We start from the raw sequence: 22,805 nt of genomic DNA, 5'->3' as shown, positions 1-22,805 counted from the left end.
CGGCGATCATTGTTCCATGCCTGATCAAATTCTCTCGGCGCCGGTGGAAGCGGCGGGATCTGGATCCCGTCGGGTGGCGCCGGGAGGGTCGCCGATGCGGGTTCGAATCGCTATGGTTGCGGCACTTTCATGGGGCGCTGGGTTAACGGTGGACCTGAAACAGGCGCCGGCCTATGGGGCAGCTGTCGTTTCCCCTCTAGATATTGTGGTGAACAGAGGCGGAACATGCTGGAGTCGGTGATTCGTCGCTGATTCGTTCCGGCTTTGGTCGCGCGGTGTCTTGCGAGGCGCGTTAACCTCGTCCACATGCCACTGGCTGGTGAAATCATCAATATTAGCAAATAGTTAAATCGCGCCGCCGGTCGTTTCCGGCGCGCGCAGCGGAGTCGTCAAAGATTAACGTCTGCCGTGCAGATCCGGTTGCAGGGAGGATTCAGCATGTCGTGGAAATTGCCCGCGCAGGACACAAGATATAGCCGTGAACAAAGGCTGAATCATCCCGAGTCAGCGATTCGTCGCTGATTCGTTCGGGCCCTGTTCCGAATCCTGAAACAGCAGATCTTTCGAGATGCAATCAGTGGTGGAATCGCAGTGTTTTCTGAGGCCTTCGTCCCGCCGCGGAATTCCTGTCTTGCCTTTGCCGGTGATCATCGCCATGTGTTGGCCTGGTTGCCGGCCCTGTTACGGGCCGTTGCAACCGCCATTGCAGACTGGAGCGTGCCTTGACCTCGCAACCCATGATCCTCAGCGGCCGCAGCGTCATTGCCGTGCTGGGGCCGACCAATACGGGCAAGACCCACTATGCCATCGAGCGCATGGTGGCGCATGGATCCGGGATGATCGGTCTGCCGCTGCGTCTGCTCGCCCGCGAGGTTTACACCCGCGTCGTCGAGCGGGTCGGGGTTGCCAATGTCGCGCTGGTGACCGGCGAGGAGAAGATCTCGCCGCCCAAGGCGCGCTTTTCGGTCTGCACCGTGGAAGCGATGCCGCGCGAGACCAAGGCCTCCTTCGTGGCGATCGACGAGATCCAGCTGGCGGGCGATCTGGAGCGCGGCCATATCTTTACCGACCGTCTGCTGCATTTGCGTGGCCGGGAGGAGACCTTGTTGCTCGGCTCGGCCACCATGAAGCCCATTCTCCAGCAGCTCCTGCCGGGCATAACCATTGTCGAGCGGCCACGGCTGTCGCAGCTCTTTTATGCCGGCCAGAAGAAGATCACCCGTTTGCCGCATCGAACGGCCATCGTCGCCTTCTCGGCAGACGAAGTCTACGCGATTGCCGAGCTGATCCGCCGGCAGCGCGGCGGGGCGGCCGTCGTGCTGGGGGCGCTCAGCCCCCGCACGCGCAATGCCCAGGTCGGCCTCTACCAGTCCGGCGATGTCGATTACCTCGTGGCGACCGATGCGATCGGCATGGGCCTCAATCTCGATGTCGACCATGTTGCCTTTGCCCAGGACCGCAAGTTCGACGGCTATCAGTTCCGAAACTTGAATTCCGGCGAACTCGGCCAGATCGCCGGCCGCGCCGGTCGTCACCTGAAAGACGGCACCTTTGGCGTCACCGGCCGGGTCGACCCGTTCGACGAGGAGATGGTCGAGCGGCTGGAAAGCCATCATTTCGATCCGGTCAAGGTCCTGCAATGGCGCACCGCCGCCTTCGATTTCTCGTCCATCGCCGCACTCAGGCGCAGCCTGGACGATGTGCCGAAGATCGGTGGCCTCACCCGGGCCCTGCCGGCCATCGACCAGCAGGCGCTCGAATATCTGTCGCGCTATCCCGAAATCACCGATCTGGCCGACCGGCCGGAGCGGGTTGGATTGTTGTGGGACGCCTGCGCCCTGCCGGATTATCGGCGGATTACGCCAGCCCAGCATGCCGATCTGATCTCTACCCTCTTTTCAGATCTGGCCAGGCATGGCACCGTGAACGAGACTTTTCTGGCCGAACAGGTGCGTCGCGCCGATCGGACAGATGGTGAAATCGATACGCTTTCGGCGCGAATCGCACAGATCAGAACCTGGACTTATGTGTCAAACCGACCCGGTTGGCTTGCCGATCCGACACACTGGCAAGAAAAGACACGGGAAATCGAAGATCGTTTGTCCGATGCGCTACATGAAAGGTTGACGAAACGCTTTGTTGATCGCAGGACATCTGTGCTCATGAAGCGCTTGAGAGAGAATGCGATGCTGGAAGCTGAGATCAGTGTAAATGGCGATGTCTTCGTCGAGGGACATCACATGGGGCAACTTGCCGGTTTCCGGTTCACGCCCATTTCTGGAACCGACGGACCGGATGCGAGGGCCGTGCAGACGGCCGCGCAGAAAGCGCTCGGACTGGAATTCGAGGCACGGGCGGCACGCCTGCATGCGTCCGGCAACAGCGATCTGGCGATCAGCGCGGACGGACTGGTGCGCTGGGTCGGCGATCCCGTGGCGCGCCTGACCGGCAGCGACCACATGCTGCATCCGCGCGTGCTTCTGCTGGCTGACGAGCAATTGACCGGAAATGCCCGCGACCATGTCGTCGCCCGTATCGAGCGTTATGTGAACCACCATATCTCGACGGTGCTGAAGCCGCTGGACGACCTGTCGCGTGCCGAGGACCTGCAGGGTCTGGCCAAGGGCCTGGCCTTCCAGCTCGTGGAAAACCTCGGCGTGCTGTTCCGTCGCGATGTCTCCGACGACGTCAAGTCGCTCGATCAGGACGCCCGCGCCTCGATGCGTCGCTATGGCGTCCGCTTCGGCGCCTATCACATCTTCATGCCGGCGCTGTTGAAGCCGGCCCCGGCCGAACTCATCACCCTGCTCTGGGCGCTGAAGAATGACGGTCTCGACAAGCCGGGCTATGGTGACCTTATTCCCGTGCTGGCGGCTGGCCGGACATCGGTCGTCACCGACCCGAGCTATGAGCGCATGTTCTACAAGCTGGCGGGCTTCCGGTTCCTCGGCAAGCGTGCGGTGCGCATCGACATCCTGGAGCGCCTGGCCGATCTGATCCGGCCGCTGCTGCAGTGGAAGCCCGGCCAGCCGTCGCGGCCGGACGGCGCCTATGACGGTCGCCGGTTCGTCACGACAACCTCGATGCTGTCCATTCTCGGCGCGACGCCGGACGACATGGAAGAGATCCTGAAGGGCCTCGGCTATCGGGCCGACAGCGTTAAGGCTGAAGAAGCGCAGGCCTTCCTGGCCGGTCAGGATGCGTCCGCGGCACCGGCTTCAGCCGCAGCCCCCGCCACCGGCGAGTCCGTATCGACGGGCGAGGCCGATGCCGAAAACGCTGACCATGACGATGCCGATGCCAGCACCGAGACCGACGCTGCTCCGGCCGAGACGGCCCCTGCCGAAGCCGTTGTCGAGACGGTCGCGGATGTTGCCGCGGAACCGGCTGTGGCGGAAGACGAGACCGCGGCTCCTGTTGCCGCCGGCACCGAAGTCGAAGCTCCGGCTGAACCCGTGGCCGAACCGAAGCCGGTTCTGCTCTGGCGTCCGGGTGGACGTGGCGACGGACAGCGTCCGGCCCGTCCGCATGGCGGCGAGCGCCGCGGCAACCGCAATCCCAACCAGGGCGAAGCCGTCAAGAGCGACGCGCCGCCGGAAGGTCGCCGCGAGGATCGTCGCCGCGAGGGCCAGCCCGGCAAGCCGCGCGACAAGGACGGCGGCCGCGGCAAGCAGGGCGCCCGTTCCGATCGTCCGGACCGGCAGGATCGGCCCGAGCGGTCCAATCGTCCGGACCGCGACGCAAAGTCGCAGGCCCAGCGCTTCGAGGCCAAGCCACCCCGCAAGGAGAAGCCGATCGATCCGGATTCACCCTTCGCCAAGCTTGCCGCTCTCAAGGAGCAGATGAAGAAGTAGGCCATGGGCGAAAACCAATCATCCCCCGGTTCGCAGCAGCGCATCGACAAATGGTTGTTTTTCGCGCGTCTGGCCAAGTCGCGGACGCTTGCTCAGGGTCAGGTCGTGTCCGGCCTGGTTTCGGTCAACGGCCGCAAGATTAAGCAGCCGAGCCTCGCCCTTCGGCCCGGCGACCGCCTCGAGATCACCAGGCCCGTGCACAATCTCGTGGTGGTCGTCCGCCAGATCGGCGAGCGGCGCGGACCTTACGAGGAGGCCCGGCTGCTCTATGAGGACGTGTCGCCGCCTGTCGTTCCCGGTTCGAGGCCCTCGTCGCTTGACCAGGCCGTGCGCATGCCGGGCGCGGGCCGACCGACCAAACGCGAACGCCGGGCCATCGATCGGCTGCGCTGGGACGAGCCCTGGACCGAAGAATAGAATAGTCTGCCGCAGCACGCCTATTTTCAGGACGATTTATCCTTGCTATAGGCCTGCGAAAGCATTAGCTCACAGCCCTGTCGAACCACGCCGCGCGGCGTTTTTGCCGCCGCGTGCCTTGTTGAAAGACCTCATCATCTTTTGGGCAGCCGGCATCGCAGCTGTGTGTCCTTGGCAAGCGAAGATTTCTGGAGTGCCGCATGACGTATATTGTGACCGACAATTGTATCCGCTGCAAATATACCGATTGCGTCGAAGTCTGCCCGGTCGACTGTTTCTACGAGGGCGAGAATTTCCTCGTCATCCATCCCGATGAATGCATCGACTGTGGCGTCTGCGAGCCGGAATGTCCGGCTGAAGCCATCAAGCCCGATACCGAGCCGGGCCTCGACAAGTGGCTGAAGATCAACGCCGAATATGCGCAGGTCTGGCCGAACATCACCACCAAGCGCGACGCCCTGCCGGAGGCCAAGGAACTGGACGGCGAGACCGGAAAGTTCGAAAAGTACTTCTCGCCCAAGCCCGGCACGGGCGATTGAGGATGCGGTCCGTATGGGCCCGCCAGGTTTTGACTGGAGATTGCCGCAGGCCGCCCCTTTGCTGGGTGCGGCGGTGTTGCGCTGCGGTGCCACTACAGTAAAATATTGATTTCCTCATATTTTTATGATAGTGTTTTCAGACTGTTCCACTTTGCGGGCATTTGCGTGCCCAAAACTATCACGAAAGCTCTCAAATAACCGAACGCGGTATCCGTGACATATTCGACGATATGGTTGGCGGGTCACCGAAGCGTCGAGGGGTTTTGTTTGCCCATTCGTGTTTGGACCAGAATGGAGTCACCCGACGGTGTCCCCCGTCTCATCCGGGCCTGACTGACCCGGTCTTGGCGTGATGCCAGGAGCGTAACAGGGAGTTTTTGAAACGAATGACCACCCAGCAGAAAAAATCTTCAATGCGTCAAGGCTTCAAGACCGGCGAAGCAATCGTATATCCGGCTCATGGCGTCGGCACAATCACTGCGATCGAAGAGCAGGAAGTTGCCGGTATGAAACTGGAGCTTTTTGTAATCGATTTCGAAAAGGACAAGATGCGCCTTAAGGTGCCGGTGGCCAAGGCCGTCAGCATCGGCATGCGCAAGCTGTCGGAGACCGATTTCGTCGAGCGGGCCCTGCGCGTCGTGCAAGGTAAGGCTCGCGTCAAGCGGACAATGTGGTCTCGTCGTGCGCAGGAATATGATGCGAAGATCAATTCCGGCGACCTGATCTCGATCGCCGAGGTGGTTCGCGATCTGTATCGTGCCGAGCATCAGCCTGAACAGTCCTATTCCGAGCGCCAGCTTTACGAAGCTGCTCTTGATCGCATGGCGCGCGAAATCGCGGCTGTGAACAAGATGTCGGAAACCGAGGCCGTTCGTCTGGTCGAAGTCAATCTTGCCAAAGGCCCAAAGCGGGGCAAGGCGGTTGACGAAGAGGATGCCCAGGAAGAAGCCGCATAGGCTGCTGCGACCGCCTGTTTTCGAAAAAGCCCGGCCTTGGCCGGGTTTTTTTGTGCCTGGTCGTCTGGTCCATCCCATCCCCAGTCCTGAAGGCGGGAACTTTCCCCACGGTCCGGCGTTTTACGGAAGCTGAAAGCAGGCTTACAGCCGAGGTTGCGGAAGAAATCTTGCTCCCGTCAGTTCCGGCGGCAAATCCAGTCATTCGGCTGAAGCGTATTGTCTTTTGTCATATCGTCTTAACTGCGAATTTTGATTGCCAGATTGTTCGTTGCAATTGCCGAATGGAGGGATCGATGAACACCATGCAGGCCGACAGGCGACTGATCAAATACGCCATGGCCGCCCCCTATCTTGCCCGCGAGGAAGAACGCGACCTTGCCATCCGCTGGAAGGAAGGTCAGGACCAACAGGCGCGCAACCAGATTGCTCTGGCCCATATGCGCCTGGTGATCGCCATGGCGTCCAAATTCCGTGGCTTCGGCCTGCCGATCAGCGATCTCATCCAGGAAGGCTATGTCGGCCTGCTCGAGGCTGCTGCCCGGTTCGAGCCGGCCCGCGATGTGCGCTTCTCGACCTATGCCGGCTGGTGGATCAGGGCCTCGATGCAGGATTATATCCTGCGCAACTGGTCGATCGTGCGCGGTGGCACGAGTTCCTCGCAGAAGGCGCTGTTCTTCAACCTGCGCCGTCTGCGCGCCAAGCTGGCGCAGGGCGACAGCCAACTGACGGAGCAGGCCATCCATCAGGAAATCGCCAGCGCGCTCGGCGTCAGCCTTAAGGACGTGCAGACCATGGATGCAAGGCTTGCAGGCAATGACAGTTCGCTGCAGGCGCCGCTGTCGGCTGGAAGCCCGGACGGCGGCGAAAAGCTCGACATGCTGGCCAGCGACGACATGCCGCCGGACGAGCAGGTCAGCGGCATGATCGACGGCGAACGTCGGCTGCAGTGGCTGAACGGCGCAATGACCCAGCTCAATGAGCGGGAAGTCAAGATCATCCGCGCCCGACGGCTGTCGGAGGATGGTGCGACGCTGGAGGAGCTTGGAACCCAGCTCGGCATTTCCAAGGAGCGCGTGCGGCAGATCGAGAGCCGGGCGCTGGAAAAGCTGAAATCAGCCCTTGTGACCGCCGATCCGCATATGGCCGGGTGACGGCCAGCCAGACCGTGCGGTCTATTCGGTAATCAGCTTGACCCGTGTCCCGGGGGGCAAGGTCGAGCCGGTCTGTAACGCATTGATCATCTTGAACAGGTCGAGCTTGCGCTCGGTGCCCATCATGCGGGCGGCGAGCGTGCCGATCGTTTCTCCCGGCTTGACCGTCACCACGCGGATGCGCAAAGGCTTCAGCGACTGGGCCTCCTGCGGCGTGATGCGCCGGAAGGTGGCCCTCAGCGTATCGGCGGTCGGCTGCAGCAGCGGGCTGCCTTTCGGCACAGCCGTCAGGAAGCGGAAGATCTGCGAGCCAATGCGGATCACGGTGATGTCGAAATCCCAGCGCTCGGCCGAGGCGCGGGCGGTTGCCGCTTCCAGGCCGTTGACCGTGGTTTCCTTGATCGTCTCGGGCAGCAGGCCGGTCACCCATCCGCTGGAAATATAGTTGGTCAGGGTGCGCTTCTGGTCGTCGGCCACACCATCGAAGCGGATGGCGACGTCGCCGGCGCCCGTTGCCAGCACCGCCTCCACCTTGTTGTCAATCTGGAAGCCGGCCGGCACTTCGAAACGGATGCCAAGGCTGCCGTGCAGGAAAGTCTGGCCGCGGACATAGCCCTCTTGCGGGCTGTCGCCATAGAGCAGCCCGTCGATGCCGTTCAGGTAATATTCGCGACCGCTTTCGCCGTGGGTGCCCTCCGGTCCGAAGGCCCGTGCGTGGCGGCGCGCCAGTTCGACGCGCTGCGGGGCATTCGGATGGCTCGACAAGAAGTCGAGGCTCTGGTCGGCGTCCGGATCGACGGAGGTGAAATGGCTGTAATTGGCCATGGAATCGAGGAAGCGTGCGGCGGCATAGGGATCATAGCCGGCCTCGCCGAGCATGCGCACGCCGATCACGTCGGCCTGCAATTCCTGCTGGCGGGAGAAGGCGGCCAGCCGCAGCTTGCCGCGCGCCAGCGCCTGTTTGCCGGCCAGATCGCTCGACAGCACTTCGGCGACGACGCGGCTGGCGATCACTTCGGCCTCTTCGCGCCGCTGGCGCTCGATGCCGTGATTGGCGGTCACATGGGCCATTTCATGGCTCAGCACGGCTGCCACTTCCGACGCATCGTTGGCAAGCGCCAGGAGCCCGCGCGTCACATAGAGATAGCCGCCCGGCAGCGCGAAGGCATTGATGGCCGGCGAATTGAGAATGGTGATACGATAGGACTGGTTGGGGTTTTCCGAAACGGCGGTCAAGGCACCGGCAATGCGGGCGACCAGCTTCTCGGTCTTCTCATCGTGATATTCGCCGCCATAGCTCGCCACAATGCGCGGATGTTCCCGCGCCCCCATCTGGGCTCGCGGATCATTCTTCTGCACTTCCTCGACGATCTGCGGATTGTTCGACGGTGAAACATTCGGTTCGTAGGACTGATCGAAAAGCGACTGGCAGCCGGACAGCAGGACGCTGGTGGCGACCAACACCGTCAGCGGCCGGGCAATGCCCGACAGCAGAAAGCGCCGTCCCGAAGACCTGACGGCATTTGCGCTAGTAATGACCATGCCCCGCATCTTTTCGAATCATCATGCCCCTGTGAGTGAATTCAACGGACCCGTTGTGGAGCTTGCCCCCAGCATCTGGCCGATTGGCGAAGGTCTGTCGATCCCCTTCGAGACATTTAACCTCATTTACTGCATATGGATAAAAGTGTACGCCGAACAAGATGCTGGTGTAGATAAGGAAGCCCTAACCCGTTGATCGAAGATGGGACAGTGGGTTTGCGCATGCCATTCGGCCGCGTCGAAAATAAGGCGCGGCGGTTGCGCTGAATGTTCGACCGTCTCAATCCGATGCACGATCGCACCGTCCCGTCCCTTTTTTCAACAACCGATCGACCGATGCCGACCATGCGCGGCCGGATTACGGTGGCCCGTTCCCGCGAAAGGCGTCGACCTCGAGATTTCCGGAGATCGCAAAGAAATCCTCGCGCGAGGCATCGACCGCGATGCGTCCGTCGACGACGAACAGAACGTTCTGCGACAGGCGGAAAACCTCCTGCGGGTCGTGGCTGACGATCAGCACCGTGATGCCGGTCTCCTGGTGCATTTCGATCAGCAGATCGGCCATCGACGCGCGCAGGCCTGGGTCGAGGGCGGCAAAGGGTTCGTCGAGCAGCAGGACCGGCTTGCGACGCACCAGCGCCCGGGCGAACGCCGCACGCTGCCGCTCGCCGCCCGAAAGCGTCGCCGGCATCCGTCGCTCGTAGCCTGGCAGGCCGACGCGGGCGAGGGCCGAGGAGACCGCGGCCCGATCCTGGGCGGCGAGCCTCAGCGACGGATTGATACCGAGCCCGACATTGGTGAAGAGATCGAGATGGGCAAACAGATTGTTGTCCTGAAAGACGATCGAAACCGGCCGCTCGGCCGGGTGACGACCGGTTACGTCGGTGCCTCCGATCAGCACGCGGCCGCTGTCGGGCTGCTCGAAGCCGGCGACCAGATTGAGCAGGGTCGATTTTCCCGAGCCGGACGGTCCGGCCACCGAGGTGATCGTGCCTTCCTCCAGGCTGACGTCGAAATGGAAGGCGCGCGATCCAAGCCGCAGGCCGACATTGTCCATCTGGACGGCAATGGTCCGGCTCATCTCACTGTTTCTCCCGCACTTGCGCGCTTGCGCCGCTGGTTCCGGCAATCGTCAGCGCCAGGCAGACCAGGCCCAGGAGCAGGGCCAGCCCGTCGGCATCGTCGCTGCGATAATTGCCCATGCGGCTGTAGATCAGCCAGGGCAGGGTGGTGAGGTTTTCCGAACCGAACAGAGCGACGGCGCCGAGATCGCCGAGCGACAGGGCCATGGCAAAGGACAGGGCGGTCAAGAACGGTCGTTTCAGAGCCGGCCAGTCGATCAACCGCCAGCGGGCCAGGCCGGAAATGCCCAAGCTGGCGCAAAGCCTTGTCGTGCGGTGGCGATGGATCTCGACGGCCGGCGCCAGCACGCGCATGGTGAAGGGCAGGGCCATCAGCATGTTGATGACGACGACGAGGACCGGCGCAAACCGGCCGATATCGCCGGCTGGTCTCAGCAGCAGGAACCAGCCGGTGGCCAGAACGATGGCCGGCACCAGAAAGACCAGGAAGGAGGCGGCGGCAATGGCGGTCGACAGGACCCTCGCCAAGACATGCGCGCGAGGCCCCATGCCCAGCGCTGCCCGGGCCTCGATGAAGGCCATGCTGACGGCCAGCGACAGCAGGGCGGCGCTGAAGGCGATGGCGAGGCTGGTGGCTGCGGCTTTCAGAAATGCCGGCTGCGACACGAGTTTCGGCAGATCGGATTGCAGTCCGGACAGGGTGATGGCGGCCAGAGGTGCTGCCAGGAACAGAAAGGCGACGGTCAGCATCGCCGTATCGGCCAATCGGGCCGCAGGCGATTTGCCGTCGAAGCGTCGTGTCGCATGGCCATCCGTCCGGGCCTGATCCTGCGGGTTCGGGAAGAGGGCCATGGCGCCGAGAACAAACGCCGTGAGGGCGATCTGCAGCAGCGCCAGCGAGACGGCGCGGCCCGGATCGAAATCGAAGCGCAGCGCCTGGTAGATCGCCACTTCGATGGTCGTCGCCGCCGGTCCGCCGCCCAGCACCAGAACCAGCGTGAAACTGGTGGCGCAGAGCATGAAGATCAGGCCGGCTATGCCCGGCAGCAGCGGCCGCAGGGCCGGCCATTCGATGAAGCGGAAGACCGAGAGGGGCCGCATGCCAAGGCTGGCGCTCATCTGCCAATATTCCGCCGGAACCCGCTCCAGCCCCGCCAGCATCAGCCGGGCCGCCAGCGGCATGTTGAAGAACACATGGGCGAGCAGGATGCCACTGAGGCCATAGATGCTGAAGGGCTCGCTGATGCCGATCCATCGCAGGCCGTCATTGACCACGCCCTGCCGGCCCCAGACGCCGATCAGGCCGAGTGCGCCGATCAGCACCGGCAGACCCATGGGCAAGGCGAGCAGGCGGACCAGCCAGCGGCGGCCCCAGAACTGCGGCTGGCGGGCCAGGGCGCGCGCCACCGGCAGGGCAAACAGCAGCGACAGCGCTGTCGAGAGCGCCGCCTGCAGCAGCGTGAACCGCAGGATCGACAGCACGACCGGGTCCATGAATGCCGGTCTGCTGCCGGTCTCCGTGCCGATCATCAGCAAGGAGACGACGGCGGCAGCGATGAACAGCAAAAGGCCGGCAAGGCTCAAGGTCCCGCCGGCAATCGCCGTCCACCGCTCGCGCCTGGTCAGCATCGGTTCAGTTCAGCGTCATGGCGGCCTGCCATTCGTCAATCCAGGCCTTGCGGTTTTTGGCCACCTCTTCAGGCGCCATCAGGAAGGTCTTGGTCGGCGATACCAGCTTGGCGAAGGCGTCGGGCAGGGGCTGCGAGGTCGGGGCGGCCGGCATCATCCAGTTGTTGGTGGGGATCTCGTCCTGGAAGGCCGGGCTGATGGTGAATTTGAGGAAATCGCGGGCGAGATCCTTCTGCGGCGCAGTCTTCAGCAGGCCTGCCACTTCGATTTGAATGTAATGGCCTTCCGAAAAGGCGGCCGCCTGGTAACGATCGGTGTTCTCGGCGATCATGTGATAGGCCGGCGAGGTGGTGTAGGACAGCACCATCGGCACTTCACCCTTGGTAAACAGGCCATAGGCCTCCGACCAGCCGGGCGTTACCGTCAGGATGCGCCCCTTGAGCTTGGCCCAGGCCTCGTCGGCCTTGTCGCCATAGATCGATTTGACCCAGAGCAGCAGGCCGAGGCCGGGTGTCGAGGTGCGCGGGTCCTCGATGACGATCTTCTGCGACGGATCGCCTTCGACCAGCTCCTTCATGCTGGTGGGCGGCGTCTTCAGGGTCTCGCTGTCGTAGACGACAGCGAAGTGGCCGTAATCATAGGGAATGAAGGTATCGTCGGCAAAACCGCCGGGCACGGTGACGGCAGCGGTATCGACGCCATGCGGTGCAAACAGGCCGGTCGCCTTGGCCTCTTCCACCAGATTGGTGTCGATGCCGAGCACGATATCGGCTTTCGTGCTCTCGCCTTCGAGCTTCAGCCGGGTCAGCAGCGCCACGCCATCGGCGACGCCGACGAAATCCACCGTGCAGCCGCAGGTTTTCTCAAAGGCCGCCTTGATCTTCGGTCCCGGACCCCATTCGGAGATGAAGCTCTCATAGGTATAGACGGTCAGCACCTTGTCGGCCGCCTGGACGGCGGTGGTGGCAAGCAGAACGGCGGCAAAGCCGCAGATGGTCAGCACGGGTTTCAGTGTCGGCATGGTACGCCCCTTCAAATGGTGTCAAATGTCGGGAAAAGGGCGTCATTCATCATGCGCGTCTAATCCCTCCGCCGGTGTTAGCCGGATCAGGTTCCGCGGGTTAGCGTTCGACGCCTCTCAGCCCATGTCCGTTTGCAGACAAAAGCACCCCGTTAGAGCAAATTTAGTCATAGCGTGGCACCATCAGCCTTGCAAGGGTCCCGCCGCCCATGGACATGAACGGTCAGCATGCTTATCTGATGGCGAGCCGTTTGAGAGTGCTTGATGCCGATATTTGCCCCTGACGAGACCACGCCACCGCCGATCCTTCCGCCGACAGCCGAACTGCCGCTGGCGCAGCAGTTGAAGGTCGCCGCGCAGTCGTTCCGGGAATCGGCCGTGCGCTACAAGGTCATGGCGGTGGCCACGGCGCTGCTGGCGATCATTCTCATGACGGTCTATGCGCAGGTCCTGCTTAACCAGTGGAACGCGCCCTTCTATAATGCGATCGAACAGCGCAACCTCACGGAATTCCTGGCACAATTGAAAAATTTCGGAGTGATTGCCGGATTCCTGCTGGTTCTCAACGTCATCCAGACCTGGCTCAACCAGATGGCGGCGCTCTATATGCGCGAAGGGCTGTCGCGCGACATCGTCGACCAGTGGCTTAAAGGCCGCCGCGCCTACCGCCTGTCGGTGTCGAGCCCGTTCGGCGTCAATCCCGACCAGCGCCTGCACGAGGATGCCCGCAAGCTGTCGGAAATGACCACGACCCTGTCGATCGGTCTGGTGCAATCGACCATCCTGCTGGTCAGTTTCATTGGCGTTTTGTGGCAATTGTCGAGCGATTTCGTCTTTGAGATCGGCGGACGCAGCTTCGCCATTCCGGGTTATATGGTCTGGGGTGCTATCCTTTATGCCGGGGCCGCGTCCATCAGCAGCAATCTGGTCGGCTCGCGACTGGCCAGTCTCAATGCCGAGCGCTACAGCCGTGAAGCCGATCTGCGCTCGTCGCTGATGCGTGCCAACGAGCATCTCGAGGCCATTGCGCTGGCGCGCAGCGAGGAAACCGAGCGTCACCGCATCCATGGCAAGATCGACAATGTGCTGGGTATCATCCGCCATCTGGCGATCTCGCTGACCAACCTCACCTGGATTTCCGCTGGCTTCGGCTGGCTCGCCACCATCGTGCCGATCCTGATCGCGGCGCCGGCCTATTTCACCGGGACGATGACCTTCGGCGGGCTGATGATGGCGGCCGCCGCCTTCAACCAGGTCTATTCGGCCCTGCGCTGGTATGTCGACAATTTCGGGGTGATCGCCGACTGGCGGGCCGCGCTGATGCGGGTGATGTCGCTGCGCGCTGCGCTTACGGACCAGGACAGCGCCGAGCCGACCGGTCCGCAGGTCACGGTGATGCCGGGGGCGTTCGGCGAATTGAAGCTGATCGATCTGGTCATTTCCCCGGACGTCGCCGATCCCGCGGCCAAGGGCCGATTCGGCATCGAGGAGGCGCAACCGGTGATCCGCTTCGGTGAGCGGATCATGATCAATGGCGACCAGGGGGTGAACCGCAAGCTGTTGTTTCATGCGCTGGCCGGTCTTTGGCGTTCCGGCAGCGGCACGATCCTGATGCCCGAGGAAGACCAGGTTCTGTTCGTGCCGCAGTCCGGCTACCTGCCGGAGGGGCCGCTTCGCGAATTGCTGAGCTATCCGCTCGACCCGGCAGGTTATGGCGATGCGGCGCTCACCGACGCCTTGACGCGGGTCGGGCTTGAACGGCTGACGGGCATGCTGGATGAGACACCGCGTTGGGATCGCCTGCTCGACAAGGACGAGCAGATGGCGTTGGCCTTTGCCAATATCCTGCTGCGGCAGCCGCGTTGGATCATCTTCAACGATGTGTTGGAAGGCCTCGAATCGGACACCAGCACCATCCTGACCGACATCCTGGCAGGACTGTCCGGGTCGACACTGATCTATATCGGCCGTTCCAGCGTCTATCTCGATGCCGTCAAGCCACGCCTGCTGCATCTTAGACTGGAGCCGGTCGAGGCATAAGCAGTCTTATCCCTCGATCTCCTCGCGTAGCATTTCCAGTTCCAGCCATTCCTCTTCCATGCGGGCGATATCGGCGCGCAGCTTTTCGGTCTCGGCGGCAAGCTTGTTGAAGGTCGCGGGGTCCTTGGTGAAGAGTTTCGGATCGGCCATCTTCGCCTCGTGGGCGGCGATCTCCGCTTGTGCCTTGGCCATCTCCTTGGGCAGGGTTTCGAGCGCGAATTTCTGCTTGAAGGAGAGTTTGACTTTCCCCTTGTTGCCGCCGTCGGAAGATTTGGCCGCGCCATCCGAGGTCTTGGCCTTTTCGGCCTTCTCGGCGCGCTTGCGTTCGTCTTCTGCGCCCTTGCGCTGCGCCAGCATGTCGGAATAGCCGCCGGCATATTCGATCCAGCGGCCGTCGGGCGCGTCGGGATCGGCAGGCGCGATGGTCGAGGTCACGGTGCGGTCGAGGAAGTCGCGGTCATGGCTGACGAGAATGACCGTGCCGGGATAGCCGGCGACGATTTCCTGCAGCAGGTCGAGCGTCTCGATGTCGAGGTCGTTGGTTGGCTCGTCGAGGATCAGCAGGTTGGAGGGCCGCGCCATGATGCGGGCCAGCATCAGCCGGGCGCGTTCGCCGCCGGACAGGTTGCGGATCGGCGTGCGGGCCTGTTCCGGCTGGAACAGGAAGTCCTTCATGTAGCCGGTCACATGCTTCTGCTCGCCGTTGACCAGCAGATTGTCGCCACGTCCGTCGGTCAGGTAATGGGCCAGCGTATCCTCGAGGTTCAGGTCCTCGCGCTTCTGGTCGAGAACGGCGATTTCGAGATTGGTGCCGAGCTTGACCATGCCGCTATCGGGCTTCATCTGGCCGGTCAGCATTTTCAGAAGAGTCGTCTTGCCGGCGCCGTTCGGGCCGATCAGGCCGATGCAATCGCCGCGATGCACGCGGATCGAAAAGGGCGCGACAATGGTCCGCTCGCCATAGGTCTTGGTGATGCGGTCCGCCTCGATCACCAGCTTGCCGGATTCGCGGCCTTCGGTGACGGCAGCCGTGATGGTGCCCTGCGGTCCCTTGTGGCCGCGATAATCGGCGCGCAGGCTCTGCAGATTGCCGAGACGCCGCATGTTGCGCTTGCGGCGCGCCGTCACGCCATAACGCAGCCAGTGCTCCTCGCGCTGGATCTCCTTGCCGAGCTTGTGCTGCTCGATCTCTTCCTCTTCCAGAACCTTGTCGCGCCATTCCTCGAAATGGCCAAAGCCGCGGCTGAGCCGCCGCGACAGGCCGCGATCGAGCCAGACGGTGGCGGTCGAGACCTTTTCCAGGAAACGCCGGTCATGGGAGATCAGCACAAGCGCGCTGCGGGTCTTCTGCAGCTCGCTTTCCAGCCATTCGATGGTCGGCAGGTCGAGATGGTTGGTCGGCTCGTCGAGCATCAGGATATCGGGTTCCGGCGCCAGCACGCGGGCGAGCGCTGCGCGGCGGGCTTCGCCGCCCGAGAGGCTCGCCGGGTCTTCCTGGCCGCTCAAGCCCAGATGCTCCAGTAGATAGGTGACGCGGTAGGGATCGTCGCCCGGCCCGAGGCCCGCTTCGGCATAGGCCAGCACGGTCTTGAAGTCGCCGAAGTCGGGGGCCTGTTCCAGATAGCGGATGGTCGAGGAGGGATGGCGGAAGACTTCCCCCGACTGGGCTTCCACCAGGCCGGCGGCGATCTTCATCATCGTCGATTTGCCGGAGCCGTTGCGGCCGACAAGGCAGATCTTGTCGCCGGGCTCCACCTGCAGGGATGCGCCGTTCAACAGCGGCGCGCCGCCGAAGGAGAGGAAGATATCGTCGAGTTTCAAAATGGGAGGCGCCAAGGGCTCAAGCTCCTGAGAGATCAAAAGGTCTGGCCAACAGCACCGCATCGCCGCTTTGCAGCGACAGCGCGATCATGCCGTTGGCGACATTGGAAATGGTGCGGGACGAGCCGAACGGCAGCGTGAAATCAACAAGCGGATAACGCGCATTGCGGATCGACAGTCCGCGGAGATCGGTGAAACCGAGAACGGAAAACAGGGAACCTTCCGGAAGGTCGACGGTCATATCGCCGGCCAGCAAAGGATAGGCTTCCTCCTCGCCCGAGGTCAGCATCAGCTTCAGCCCGCGCCTGGCCAATTCCACGCCCTGCAGCAAATGCATCAGCGCGTGATCGGAGCGTTCGCCGCCCAGGGCGCCGGCGAGGATCAATTCTGTCGCGCCCCGCTTCAGCGCTTCGTCGACAGCGATGGCACCGTCAGTTTCGTTCTTGGCAGCCGGGTAGGGCATTTTCTCGACGTCGGGAAAATCTTTGACCAGCGTGTCTGAACTGCTGTCGAAATCGCCGACCCACAATTCCGGCGTGGCACCCAGCATGGCGGCATGGCGCATGCCGCCGTCAGCCGCGATGAAACGGCTGCCCGCAACTGATGCCATGAGGCGATCGGTCAGGGTCAGGTTGCCGCCCAGCAGGATGGTGAAGGTGTTCTGCGTCATGGGCCAAGCCCATAGCGCATCTGGGGGCAGAAGGGAAAGGGCGTTCCGCGTTGCAGGCCGCAGGTCGGAACGCCTTTGCCGAAATCAGCGTGCCGGAGCCGCGCCAAACACCTTTTTCTTCGGGGCCGGCAGCAGGCCTTCGCGCTGCAATTGCTTGCGCGCCAGCTTGCGGGTCCGGCGAATGGCCTCGGCCTTTTCGCGGGCGCGCTTCTCGGAAGGCTTCTCATAGGCCGAACGGGCCTTCATTTCGCGAAACAGGCCTTCGCGCTGCATCTTCTTCTTCAGAACCCGAAGGGCCTGTTCGACATTGTTGTCTCGGACTAGAACTTGCACTTTCTCTCCTTGGCGGGCCGTTGCCCAAACGCGAAAGCCGGACGAGGTCCGGCGGGCACATTGGCGGTTATAAACAAAAGATGCGCTGAAATCAGCGCGGCTTACCATTCTTCGGGGTTTCTGCGTTTTTCATCTGCGACTGAAAAGGCGAGGCGGCCGCGGAAGAAGGCTTTTCCTTGTCCTTCTTCGGCTTTCTCACTTCCTTGTTCGTACGCTGCTGGCCTTTAGCCATGTATCTGATCCTTTGATGTTTGGCGAGGGCGTGCTGCCTGTCTCTGGCGAACGCCCGGAATCGATCTCGTCCTCGGCAATGCTGCGGTCGAAATTCTCGGCTTCGAACCGTATCCTGTACCGCCGGCTGCCCTGAGATTCCGGCATGGCTGCCAGAATCCGGCAATCGCCCGAGGGTTTCGCGGTTCGCACCGGTCCATCCTTCAAAACGATATGGTCGCCGGCCTTGTACAGGTGCCTGCTCATCGGTCTTCTCCTAAGGCCCCTGGCTCAAAATGCGGTCGGCTGCCGATCAGTACGGCGCTCGTCTGCATCTCTCTACCCTGCGCCCGGTGTCACCCTCCGCATCGCCAAACCTGGAAATTCAGCGAGATCGGTTGTTCGGCTATCGAAATTTTGAAAAGGCGGCGCATCCGGACAATGCGCCAATTCCTCTTTTTGCCCGCAAGGGCGCGCCCAGCCAATCGGTGGACGTATTCATTTTTCACCCTGACAGGTTCACGCCGCAATACAAGGGCTAAAACGGAAAACTGTGCCGAGCCGCTGCATTTAATCAGGCTTGCACCCCTCCCGGGCAGTCACTAATTTGCCCGCTGACGACCATTGCGGAAAGAGTGACGATGCAATTCCAGGGACAGTTCCGCGGAACCGACGACTATATCGCCGACAAGGATCTGATGGTGGCGGTCAATGCCGCGATCCGGCTGGAGCGGCCGCTGCTGGTCAAGGGTGAACCCGGAACCGGCAAGACCGAGCTGGCCCGCCAGGTGGCCAAATCGCTCGATCTCGAGATGATCGAATGGAACATCAAGTCGACGACCAAGGCGCAGCAGGGGCTTTACGAATACGATGCCGTGTCGCGCCTGCGCGACAGCCAGCTCGGCGACCAGCGCGTCAACGATGTCGGCAATTACATCCGCCGCGGCAAGCTGTGGCAGGCCTTTGCCACCGACCGGAAAGTCGTGCTGTTGATCGACGAGATCGACAAGGCCGATATCGAGTTTCCCAACGACCTGCTGCAGGAACTCGACCGCATGGAATTCCATGTCTACGAGACCGGCGAGACGGTGGCCGCCCAGGTGCGGCCGATCGTGATCATTACCTCCAACAACGAGAAGGAACTGCCGGACGCCTTTCTGCGCCGCTGCTTCTTCCACTATATCCGTTTCCCGGAAGCCGAAACGCTGGCGCGGATCGTCGAGGTTCACTATCCCGGCATCAAGCAGGCCCTGGTGCGCAGCGCGCTGACGCGCTTTTACGAGATCCGCGAGACGCCGGGCCTCAAAAAACGGCCGTCGACGTCGGAGGCGCTCGACTGGATCCGGCTGCTGGTCGCCGACGATATCGATCCCGCCGACCTGCGCGCCGATGCCAGCCACGCGCTGCCCAAATTGCACGGCGCCCTCTTGAAGAACGAGCAGGACGTGCATCTGTTCGAGCGGCTGGCCTTCATGGCGCGTCGCGAGGGCCGGTAAAGGTACGAACGGCCTGCGGCGGCGGTGCAGCATGGTTTTTCATTGACCCGAAGCCTGCTCAGGCGTAAGAAATTTTCCGTTGTGGTGATTTGGCCGGCCGGCTTGCAGCCACGTTAAAAAAATCGCTAAAGGGCCGAGGAAAGTCTGACTTCCCGAGGACCGGTTGCGATATCGCGGCCGGTTTTTTATTGTGCGGCACAGCCCGCCGATGCTGGAAGTAAGACAGATGCCGATCAAGATTCCCGATACCCTGCCCGCCTTCGAGACCCTCGTGCATGAGGGCGTGCGGGTGATGAGCGAAACGGCGGCGATCCGCCAGGATATCCGCCCCCTGCAGATCGGCCTGCTCAATCTGATGCCCAACAAGATCAAGACCGAAGTGCAGATGGCGCGCCTGGTCGGTGCCTCGCCGCTGCAGGTGGAATTCACGCTCGTGCGGGTCGGTGGCCACAAAGCCAAGAACACCTCGGAAGAGCATCTCCTGTCCTTCTACCAGACCTGGGACGAAGTGAAGGACCGCAAGTTCGACGGCTTCATCATCACCGGCGCGCCGGTCGAGACGATGCCCTATGAGGATGTGACCTATTGGAGCGAAATGCAGCAGATCTTCGACTGGACGGCGACCAACGTCCATTCGACGCTCAATGTCTGCTGGGGCGGCATGGCGGCGATCTACCATTTCCACAAGGTGCCCAAGCAGGCCTTGAAGCAGAAGGCGTTCGGCGTCTATCGCCACCGCAACCTGAAGCCCTCCTCGGTCTATCTCAACGGCTTTTCCGACGATTTCCAGGTGCCGGTGTCGCGCTGGACCGAGGTGCGCCGCACTGACATCGAAAAAGTACCGGGGCTGGAAATCCTGATGGAATCCGACGAGATGGGCGTCTGCCTGGTGCATGAGAAGGCCGGCAACCGGCTCTATATGTTCAACCATGTCGAATATGATTCGACATCGCTGGCCGACGAATATTTCCGCGACGTGCAGGCCGGCATCCCGATCAAGATGCCGCATGACTACTTCCCGCACAACGATCCCGAGCTTGCGCCGCTCAACCGCTGGCGCAGCCATGCCCATCTGTTCTTCGGCAACTGGATCAACGAGATCTACCAGACGACGGCCTATGATCTGACGAAGATTGGAACGACGTCGGAAGCGGAGGCAGGCTGAGCCCTGGGTGCCGATGTTCCTCCCCTTTTTCCTGAAACTCCGACAGGCCAGGATCCCGGTGACGCTCCGGGAATTCCTGACCCTGCTCGAAGGCGTGCAGGAAGGGCTTGTGGATTTCGACGTCGAGGCCTTCTACTTCCTGGCGCGGGCGACGCTCATCAAGGACGAACGCCATATCGATCGCTTCGATCAGGTGTTCGCCGAGAGCTTCAAGGGCCTCGAGGCGCTTGCCGGCGGCGACGGCGATGGCGTGGAGACCGTTGCGATCCCCGAGGACTGGCTGCGCAAGCTCGCCGAAAAGCACCTGAGCGACGAGGACAAGGCGCTGATCGAGAGCCTCGGCGGCTTCGAGGCGCTGATGGAGACGCTGCGCCAGCGGCTTGAGGAGCAGAAGGGCCGCCACCAGGGCGGTTCGAAATGGATCGGCACAGCCGGCACCTCGCCGTTCGGCGCCTATGGCTATAATCCCGAAGGCGTGCGCATCGGCCAGGACGGATCGCGCCACCGCCGGGCGGTCAAGGTCTGGGACAGGCGCGATTTCCGCAATCTCGACGATACGGTCGAACTTGGCACCCGCAACATCAAGGTGGCGCTGCGCCGGCTGCGGCGATTCATCCGGCAGGGTGCGGCTGAGGAATTCGACCTGGCCGGTACGATCCGCTCGACCGCCGAGCACGGTTATCTCGACGTGCAGACCCGGCCGGAGCGCCGCAACGCGGTCAAGTTGCTGATGTTCTTCGATATCGGCGGATCGATGGACGATCATGTGCGCAGCGTCGAGGAGCTGTTTTCGGCGGCCCGCTCGGAATTCCGGCACATGGAGCATTTCTACTTCCACAATTGCCTCTACGAGCGGGTTTGGAAGGACAACCGGCGGCGCCATGGCGAGACCGTGGCCACCGACGAGATCCTGCGCACCTATGGGGCGGATTACCGGGTGATTTTTGTCGGCGACGCCGCGATGAGCCCCTATGAGATCACCCAGGCCGGCGGCTCGGTGGAGCACTGGAACCCCGAGCCGGGCGCCGTCTGGCTCAACCGCGTCACGGCGCATTTTCGAAAAACCCTCTGGCTCAATCCGCTGAAACAGGAATACTGGGGCTATACCACGTCTGTGGGGCTGATCGGACGGCTGATGGCCGGGCGCATGCATCCGCTGACGCTGGGCGGACTTGAGGACGCGGCCCGGGAATTGTCGCGGTAACCTGGGTCAGCCCCGCTCCGGGTTTCATGGATATAAGGCGGCCGCCGGCGGCCGACACAACGAGGGATGAGACATTGAGCATGGAAAAAGAAGTCTTCGGACAGACCGCCACGGGCGAAACGGTCTATCGGGTGCATCTGCAGGGCGGCGGGCTGTCGGCCAGCGTGATGACCTGGGGCGCCGTCATCCAGGATCTGCGGCTCGAAGGCCATGCCCCGCCACTGACCCTCGGGTTCGAGCGGTTCGAGGATTATCCGCTTTATTCGTCCTATTTCGGGGCGACACCGGGACGTTGTTCCAACCGGATTGCCGGCGGCAAGTTCACGCTGGACGGTCAGGACTACCAGCTCGAATGCAATGAGGGTGGCTACAATCATCTGCATGGCGGCAAGGACGGCATTGCCAAGCGCAACTGGCAGATCGTCGATCTGGCCGAGGACCGGGTGGTGCTGGAGATCGTCGACCCGGATGGCCGCGCCGGTTATCCCGGCACCTGCACCGTGACGGCGACCTACCAGCTGAAGGAGGAGGGCGTGCTATCGGTCGTCTATCGCTCGACCACCGATCGTGCGACGCTCGCCAATATCTGCCAGCACACCTATTTCAATCTCGACGGCCGGCCGGATGCGCTGGAGCACGACCTGATGATCGCCGCCGATCATTATCTCCCCGTCGACGACAAGCTCATTCCGACCGGCGAGCAGCGGCCGGTTGCCGGCACGCCGTTCGATTTCCGCCAGATGTCGCCGATGGCCCGCTTCGTCGATGGCGCGCAGGTGCTGTTTGATCACAATTTCTGCCTGTCGAGCGAGCGCGTGCCCAAGCGCAGCGTGGCGCTGGCCCGCAGCATCAATTCCGGCGTGACGCTGGAAGTGCGCACCACCGAACCCGGCGTGCAGTTCTATGCCGGCACCAAGCTGAACGTCGCCGTCCCCGGCCACGAAGGCCGCACTTACGGCAAATTCGCCGGCTTCTGCCTGGAAACCCAGGTCTGGCCGGATGCGATCAATCAGCCGGGTTTTCCGAATGCCGTGCTGCGGCCCGGCGAGGTGCTGGTGCAGGAAACGGATTACGTGTTTTCGAAGAGCTGAGCCGGCTCACGTTCGCTCGATGAGCCATCATTGGCGATCACCCCCCTCTGCCTTGCCAGGCATCTCCCCCTCAAGGGGGGAGATCGGCAGAGTGGTTGCGCGCTCGATCTCAACCGACCGCGATAACGACAGTTTCAAGAATGGGCGGCGTCGCCAATCCGATCTCCCCCCTTGAGGGGGAGATGTCCGGCAGGACAGAGGGGGGTGAACGTTACTCGCCGAGGCAAGTCCCGTGCATCATCTTGCTGCCGCCGTTTCGCACGGCGCAGACGCGCCGTGGCTGGCCAGCTTTCGGTAGAATGACTAGCCGATCGTCATCAGGTTGGCATTGCCGCCGGCCGCTGTGGTGTTGATGCTGACCGAGCGTTCCTCGATCAGGCGCAGCAGCGGATAGTCGCCGTCCTGGCCCCGGGGATAGACCGGAACGATGGCGCCGTCGCGCTCAGCTGCGGCCGTCGCGGTTTCAATGAGCGCCGCTGTCGTCCCGTCGAAAAGCACGGCCGAAAGGTCGGCCGCCTTGGTCCAGTCGGCGACCGTCTCGACCAGCGCATCAAGCTCCGGCGGCAGGCTATTCAGGGCCGGGC

The 22,805-nt window shown here is 62.5% G+C and carries 21 protein-coding genes and 2 riboswitches; of the genes, 11 read left to right on the top strand and 10 right to left on the bottom strand.

Going from position 1 to position 22,805, the window contains the following annotated elements; genetic code table 11:
• Window positions 1–504: 504 nt before the first annotated feature.
• Complete coding sequence (locus HGO38_RS27160; protein ID WP_250958940.1) at window positions 505–657, bottom strand: hypothetical protein; 153 nt, start codon at window positions 655–657, stop codon at window positions 505–507.
• A gap of 80 nt (window positions 658–737) precedes the next feature.
• Between HGO38_RS27160 and HGO38_RS27155 the strand changes: the two genes are divergently transcribed.
• The 5 genes from HGO38_RS27155 (at window position 738) to HGO38_RS27135 (ending at window position 6,917) form a co-directional block, all read left to right on the top strand.
• A complete protein-coding gene (locus tag HGO38_RS27155) occupies window positions 738–3,854 on the top strand; it encodes a helicase-related protein (RefSeq protein ID WP_250958996.1) in 3,117 nt (1,038 codons plus the stop codon).
• A 3-nt stretch (window positions 3,855–3,857) separates the two neighbouring features.
• Window positions 3,858–4,271 (top strand): RNA-binding S4 domain-containing protein, encoded by a 414-nt coding sequence (locus tag HGO38_RS27150; RefSeq protein WP_250958939.1) that lies wholly within the window; start codon window positions 3,858–3,860, stop codon window positions 4,269–4,271.
• Window positions 4,272–4,471: 200 nt separating this feature from the next.
• Window positions 4,472–4,810 (top strand): ferredoxin FdxA, encoded by a 339-nt coding sequence (gene fdxA / locus HGO38_RS27145; RefSeq protein ID WP_250958938.1) that lies wholly within the window; start codon window positions 4,472–4,474, stop codon window positions 4,808–4,810.
• Window positions 4,811–5,196: 386 nt separating this feature from the next.
• Window positions 5,197–5,766, top strand: a complete 570-nt coding sequence (locus HGO38_RS27140) for a CarD family transcriptional regulator (RefSeq protein ID WP_168473282.1) — start codon at window positions 5,197–5,199, stop codon at window positions 5,764–5,766.
• A 293-nt stretch (window positions 5,767–6,059) separates the two neighbouring features.
• Window positions 6,060–6,917 carry an RNA polymerase factor sigma-32 gene (locus tag HGO38_RS27135; protein ID WP_250958937.1) on the top strand — a complete coding sequence of 286 codons (858 nt, stop codon included), beginning with the start codon at window positions 6,060–6,062 and terminating at the stop codon, window positions 6,915–6,917.
• A gap of 21 nt (window positions 6,918–6,938) precedes the next feature.
• Here HGO38_RS27135 and HGO38_RS27130 read toward each other — a convergent pair whose 3' ends face one another.
• The 4 genes from HGO38_RS27130 to thiB form a co-directional block, all read right to left on the bottom strand.
• Window positions 6,939–8,459 carry a M48 family metalloprotease gene (locus tag HGO38_RS27130; RefSeq protein ID WP_250958936.1) on the bottom strand — a complete coding sequence of 507 codons (1,521 nt, stop codon included), beginning with the start codon at window positions 8,457–8,459 and terminating at the stop codon, window positions 6,939–6,941.
• 358 nt (window positions 8,460–8,817) lie between these two features.
• On the bottom strand, window positions 8,818–9,540 hold the full coding sequence (locus HGO38_RS27125) for a thiamine ABC transporter ATP-binding protein (RefSeq protein ID WP_250958935.1): 723 nt from the start codon (window positions 9,538–9,540) through the stop codon (window positions 8,818–8,820).
• Window position 9,541: 1 nt separating this feature from the next.
• Window positions 9,542–11,170 (bottom strand): thiamine/thiamine pyrophosphate ABC transporter permease ThiP, encoded by a 1,629-nt coding sequence (thiP, locus tag HGO38_RS27120; protein ID WP_250958934.1) that lies wholly within the window; start codon window positions 11,168–11,170, stop codon window positions 9,542–9,544.
• A gap of 4 nt (window positions 11,171–11,174) precedes the next feature.
• A complete protein-coding gene (gene thiB / locus HGO38_RS27115) occupies window positions 11,175–12,191 on the bottom strand; it encodes a thiamine ABC transporter substrate binding subunit (RefSeq protein WP_250958933.1) in 1,017 nt (338 codons plus the stop codon).
• Between the two features lie 46 nt (window positions 12,192–12,237).
• A riboswitch (TPP riboswitch) is annotated at window positions 12,238–12,353 on the bottom strand.
• 102 nt (window positions 12,354–12,455) lie between these two features.
• On the opposite strand from thiB, the gene HGO38_RS27110 reads away from it, so the two are divergent.
• Complete coding sequence (locus HGO38_RS27110) at window positions 12,456–14,231, top strand: ABC transporter ATP-binding protein/permease (RefSeq protein WP_250958932.1); 1,776 nt, start codon at window positions 12,456–12,458, stop codon at window positions 14,229–14,231.
• 6 nt (window positions 14,232–14,237) lie between these two features.
• On the opposite strand, the gene HGO38_RS27105 is transcribed toward HGO38_RS27110, so the two are convergent.
• From HGO38_RS27105 to HGO38_RS27090, 4 genes are all read right to left on the bottom strand, one after another.
• Window positions 14,238–16,067 carry an ABC-F family ATP-binding cassette domain-containing protein gene (locus HGO38_RS27105; RefSeq protein WP_250958931.1) on the bottom strand — a complete coding sequence of 610 codons (1,830 nt, stop codon included), beginning with the start codon at window positions 16,065–16,067 and terminating at the stop codon, window positions 14,238–14,240.
• 4 nt (window positions 16,068–16,071) lie between these two features.
• The gene (locus HGO38_RS27100; protein WP_250958930.1) at window positions 16,072–16,722 is read right to left on the bottom strand and encodes a thiamine diphosphokinase; all 651 of its coding nucleotides are present in this window, start codon (window positions 16,720–16,722) and stop codon (window positions 16,072–16,074) included.
• A gap of 84 nt (window positions 16,723–16,806) precedes the next feature.
• Window positions 16,807–17,055 (bottom strand): 30S ribosomal protein S21, encoded by a 249-nt coding sequence (rpsU, locus tag HGO38_RS27095; protein ID WP_168473290.1) that lies wholly within the window; start codon window positions 17,053–17,055, stop codon window positions 16,807–16,809.
• A gap of 91 nt (window positions 17,056–17,146) precedes the next feature.
• Window positions 17,147–17,287, bottom strand: coding sequence for a hypothetical protein (locus HGO38_RS27090; RefSeq protein ID WP_250958929.1), 141 nt, complete (start codon window positions 17,285–17,287; stop codon window positions 17,147–17,149).
• Between the two features lie 274 nt (window positions 17,288–17,561).
• On the opposite strand from HGO38_RS27090, the gene HGO38_RS27085 reads away from it, so the two are divergent.
• From HGO38_RS27085 to HGO38_RS27065, 5 genes are all read left to right on the top strand, one after another.
• The gene (locus tag HGO38_RS27085; protein ID WP_250958928.1) at window positions 17,562–17,807 is read left to right on the top strand and encodes a hypothetical protein; all 246 of its coding nucleotides are present in this window, start codon (window positions 17,562–17,564) and stop codon (window positions 17,805–17,807) included.
• A gap of 99 nt (window positions 17,808–17,906) precedes the next feature.
• Entirely contained in the window at window positions 17,907–18,761 is an 855-nt protein-coding gene (locus HGO38_RS27080) for an AAA family ATPase (protein ID WP_250958927.1), read from the top strand.
• 71 nt (window positions 18,762–18,832) lie between these two features.
• A riboswitch (SAM riboswitch) is annotated at window positions 18,833–18,910 on the top strand.
• 77 nt (window positions 18,911–18,987) lie between these two features.
• On the top strand, window positions 18,988–19,926 hold the full coding sequence (gene metA / locus HGO38_RS27075) for a homoserine O-acetyltransferase MetA (protein WP_250958926.1): 939 nt from the start codon (window positions 18,988–18,990) through the stop codon (window positions 19,924–19,926).
• 13 nt (window positions 19,927–19,939) lie between these two features.
• A complete protein-coding gene (locus tag HGO38_RS27070) occupies window positions 19,940–21,130 on the top strand; it encodes a vWA domain-containing protein (RefSeq protein ID WP_250958925.1) in 1,191 nt (396 codons plus the stop codon).
• Between the two features lie 80 nt (window positions 21,131–21,210).
• Window positions 21,211–22,221, top strand: a complete 1,011-nt coding sequence (locus HGO38_RS27065) for an aldose epimerase family protein (RefSeq protein ID WP_250958924.1) — start codon at window positions 21,211–21,213, stop codon at window positions 22,219–22,221.
• Window positions 22,222–22,524: 303 nt separating this feature from the next.
• Here HGO38_RS27065 and HGO38_RS27060 read toward each other — a convergent pair.
• Window positions 22,525–22,805, bottom strand: a 281-nt coding sequence (locus HGO38_RS27060) for a hypothetical protein (RefSeq protein ID WP_250958923.1), incomplete at its 5' end; no start/stop codon positions are given.

Origin of the sequence: Rhizobium sp. CG5 (assembly GCF_023701945.1) — a bacterium.
GTDB lineage: Bacteria > Pseudomonadota > Alphaproteobacteria > Rhizobiales > Rhizobiaceae > Allorhizobium.
Note: the sequence above shows the minus strand (reverse complement) of the source record. Positions and strands in the feature narration are given on the sequence as shown.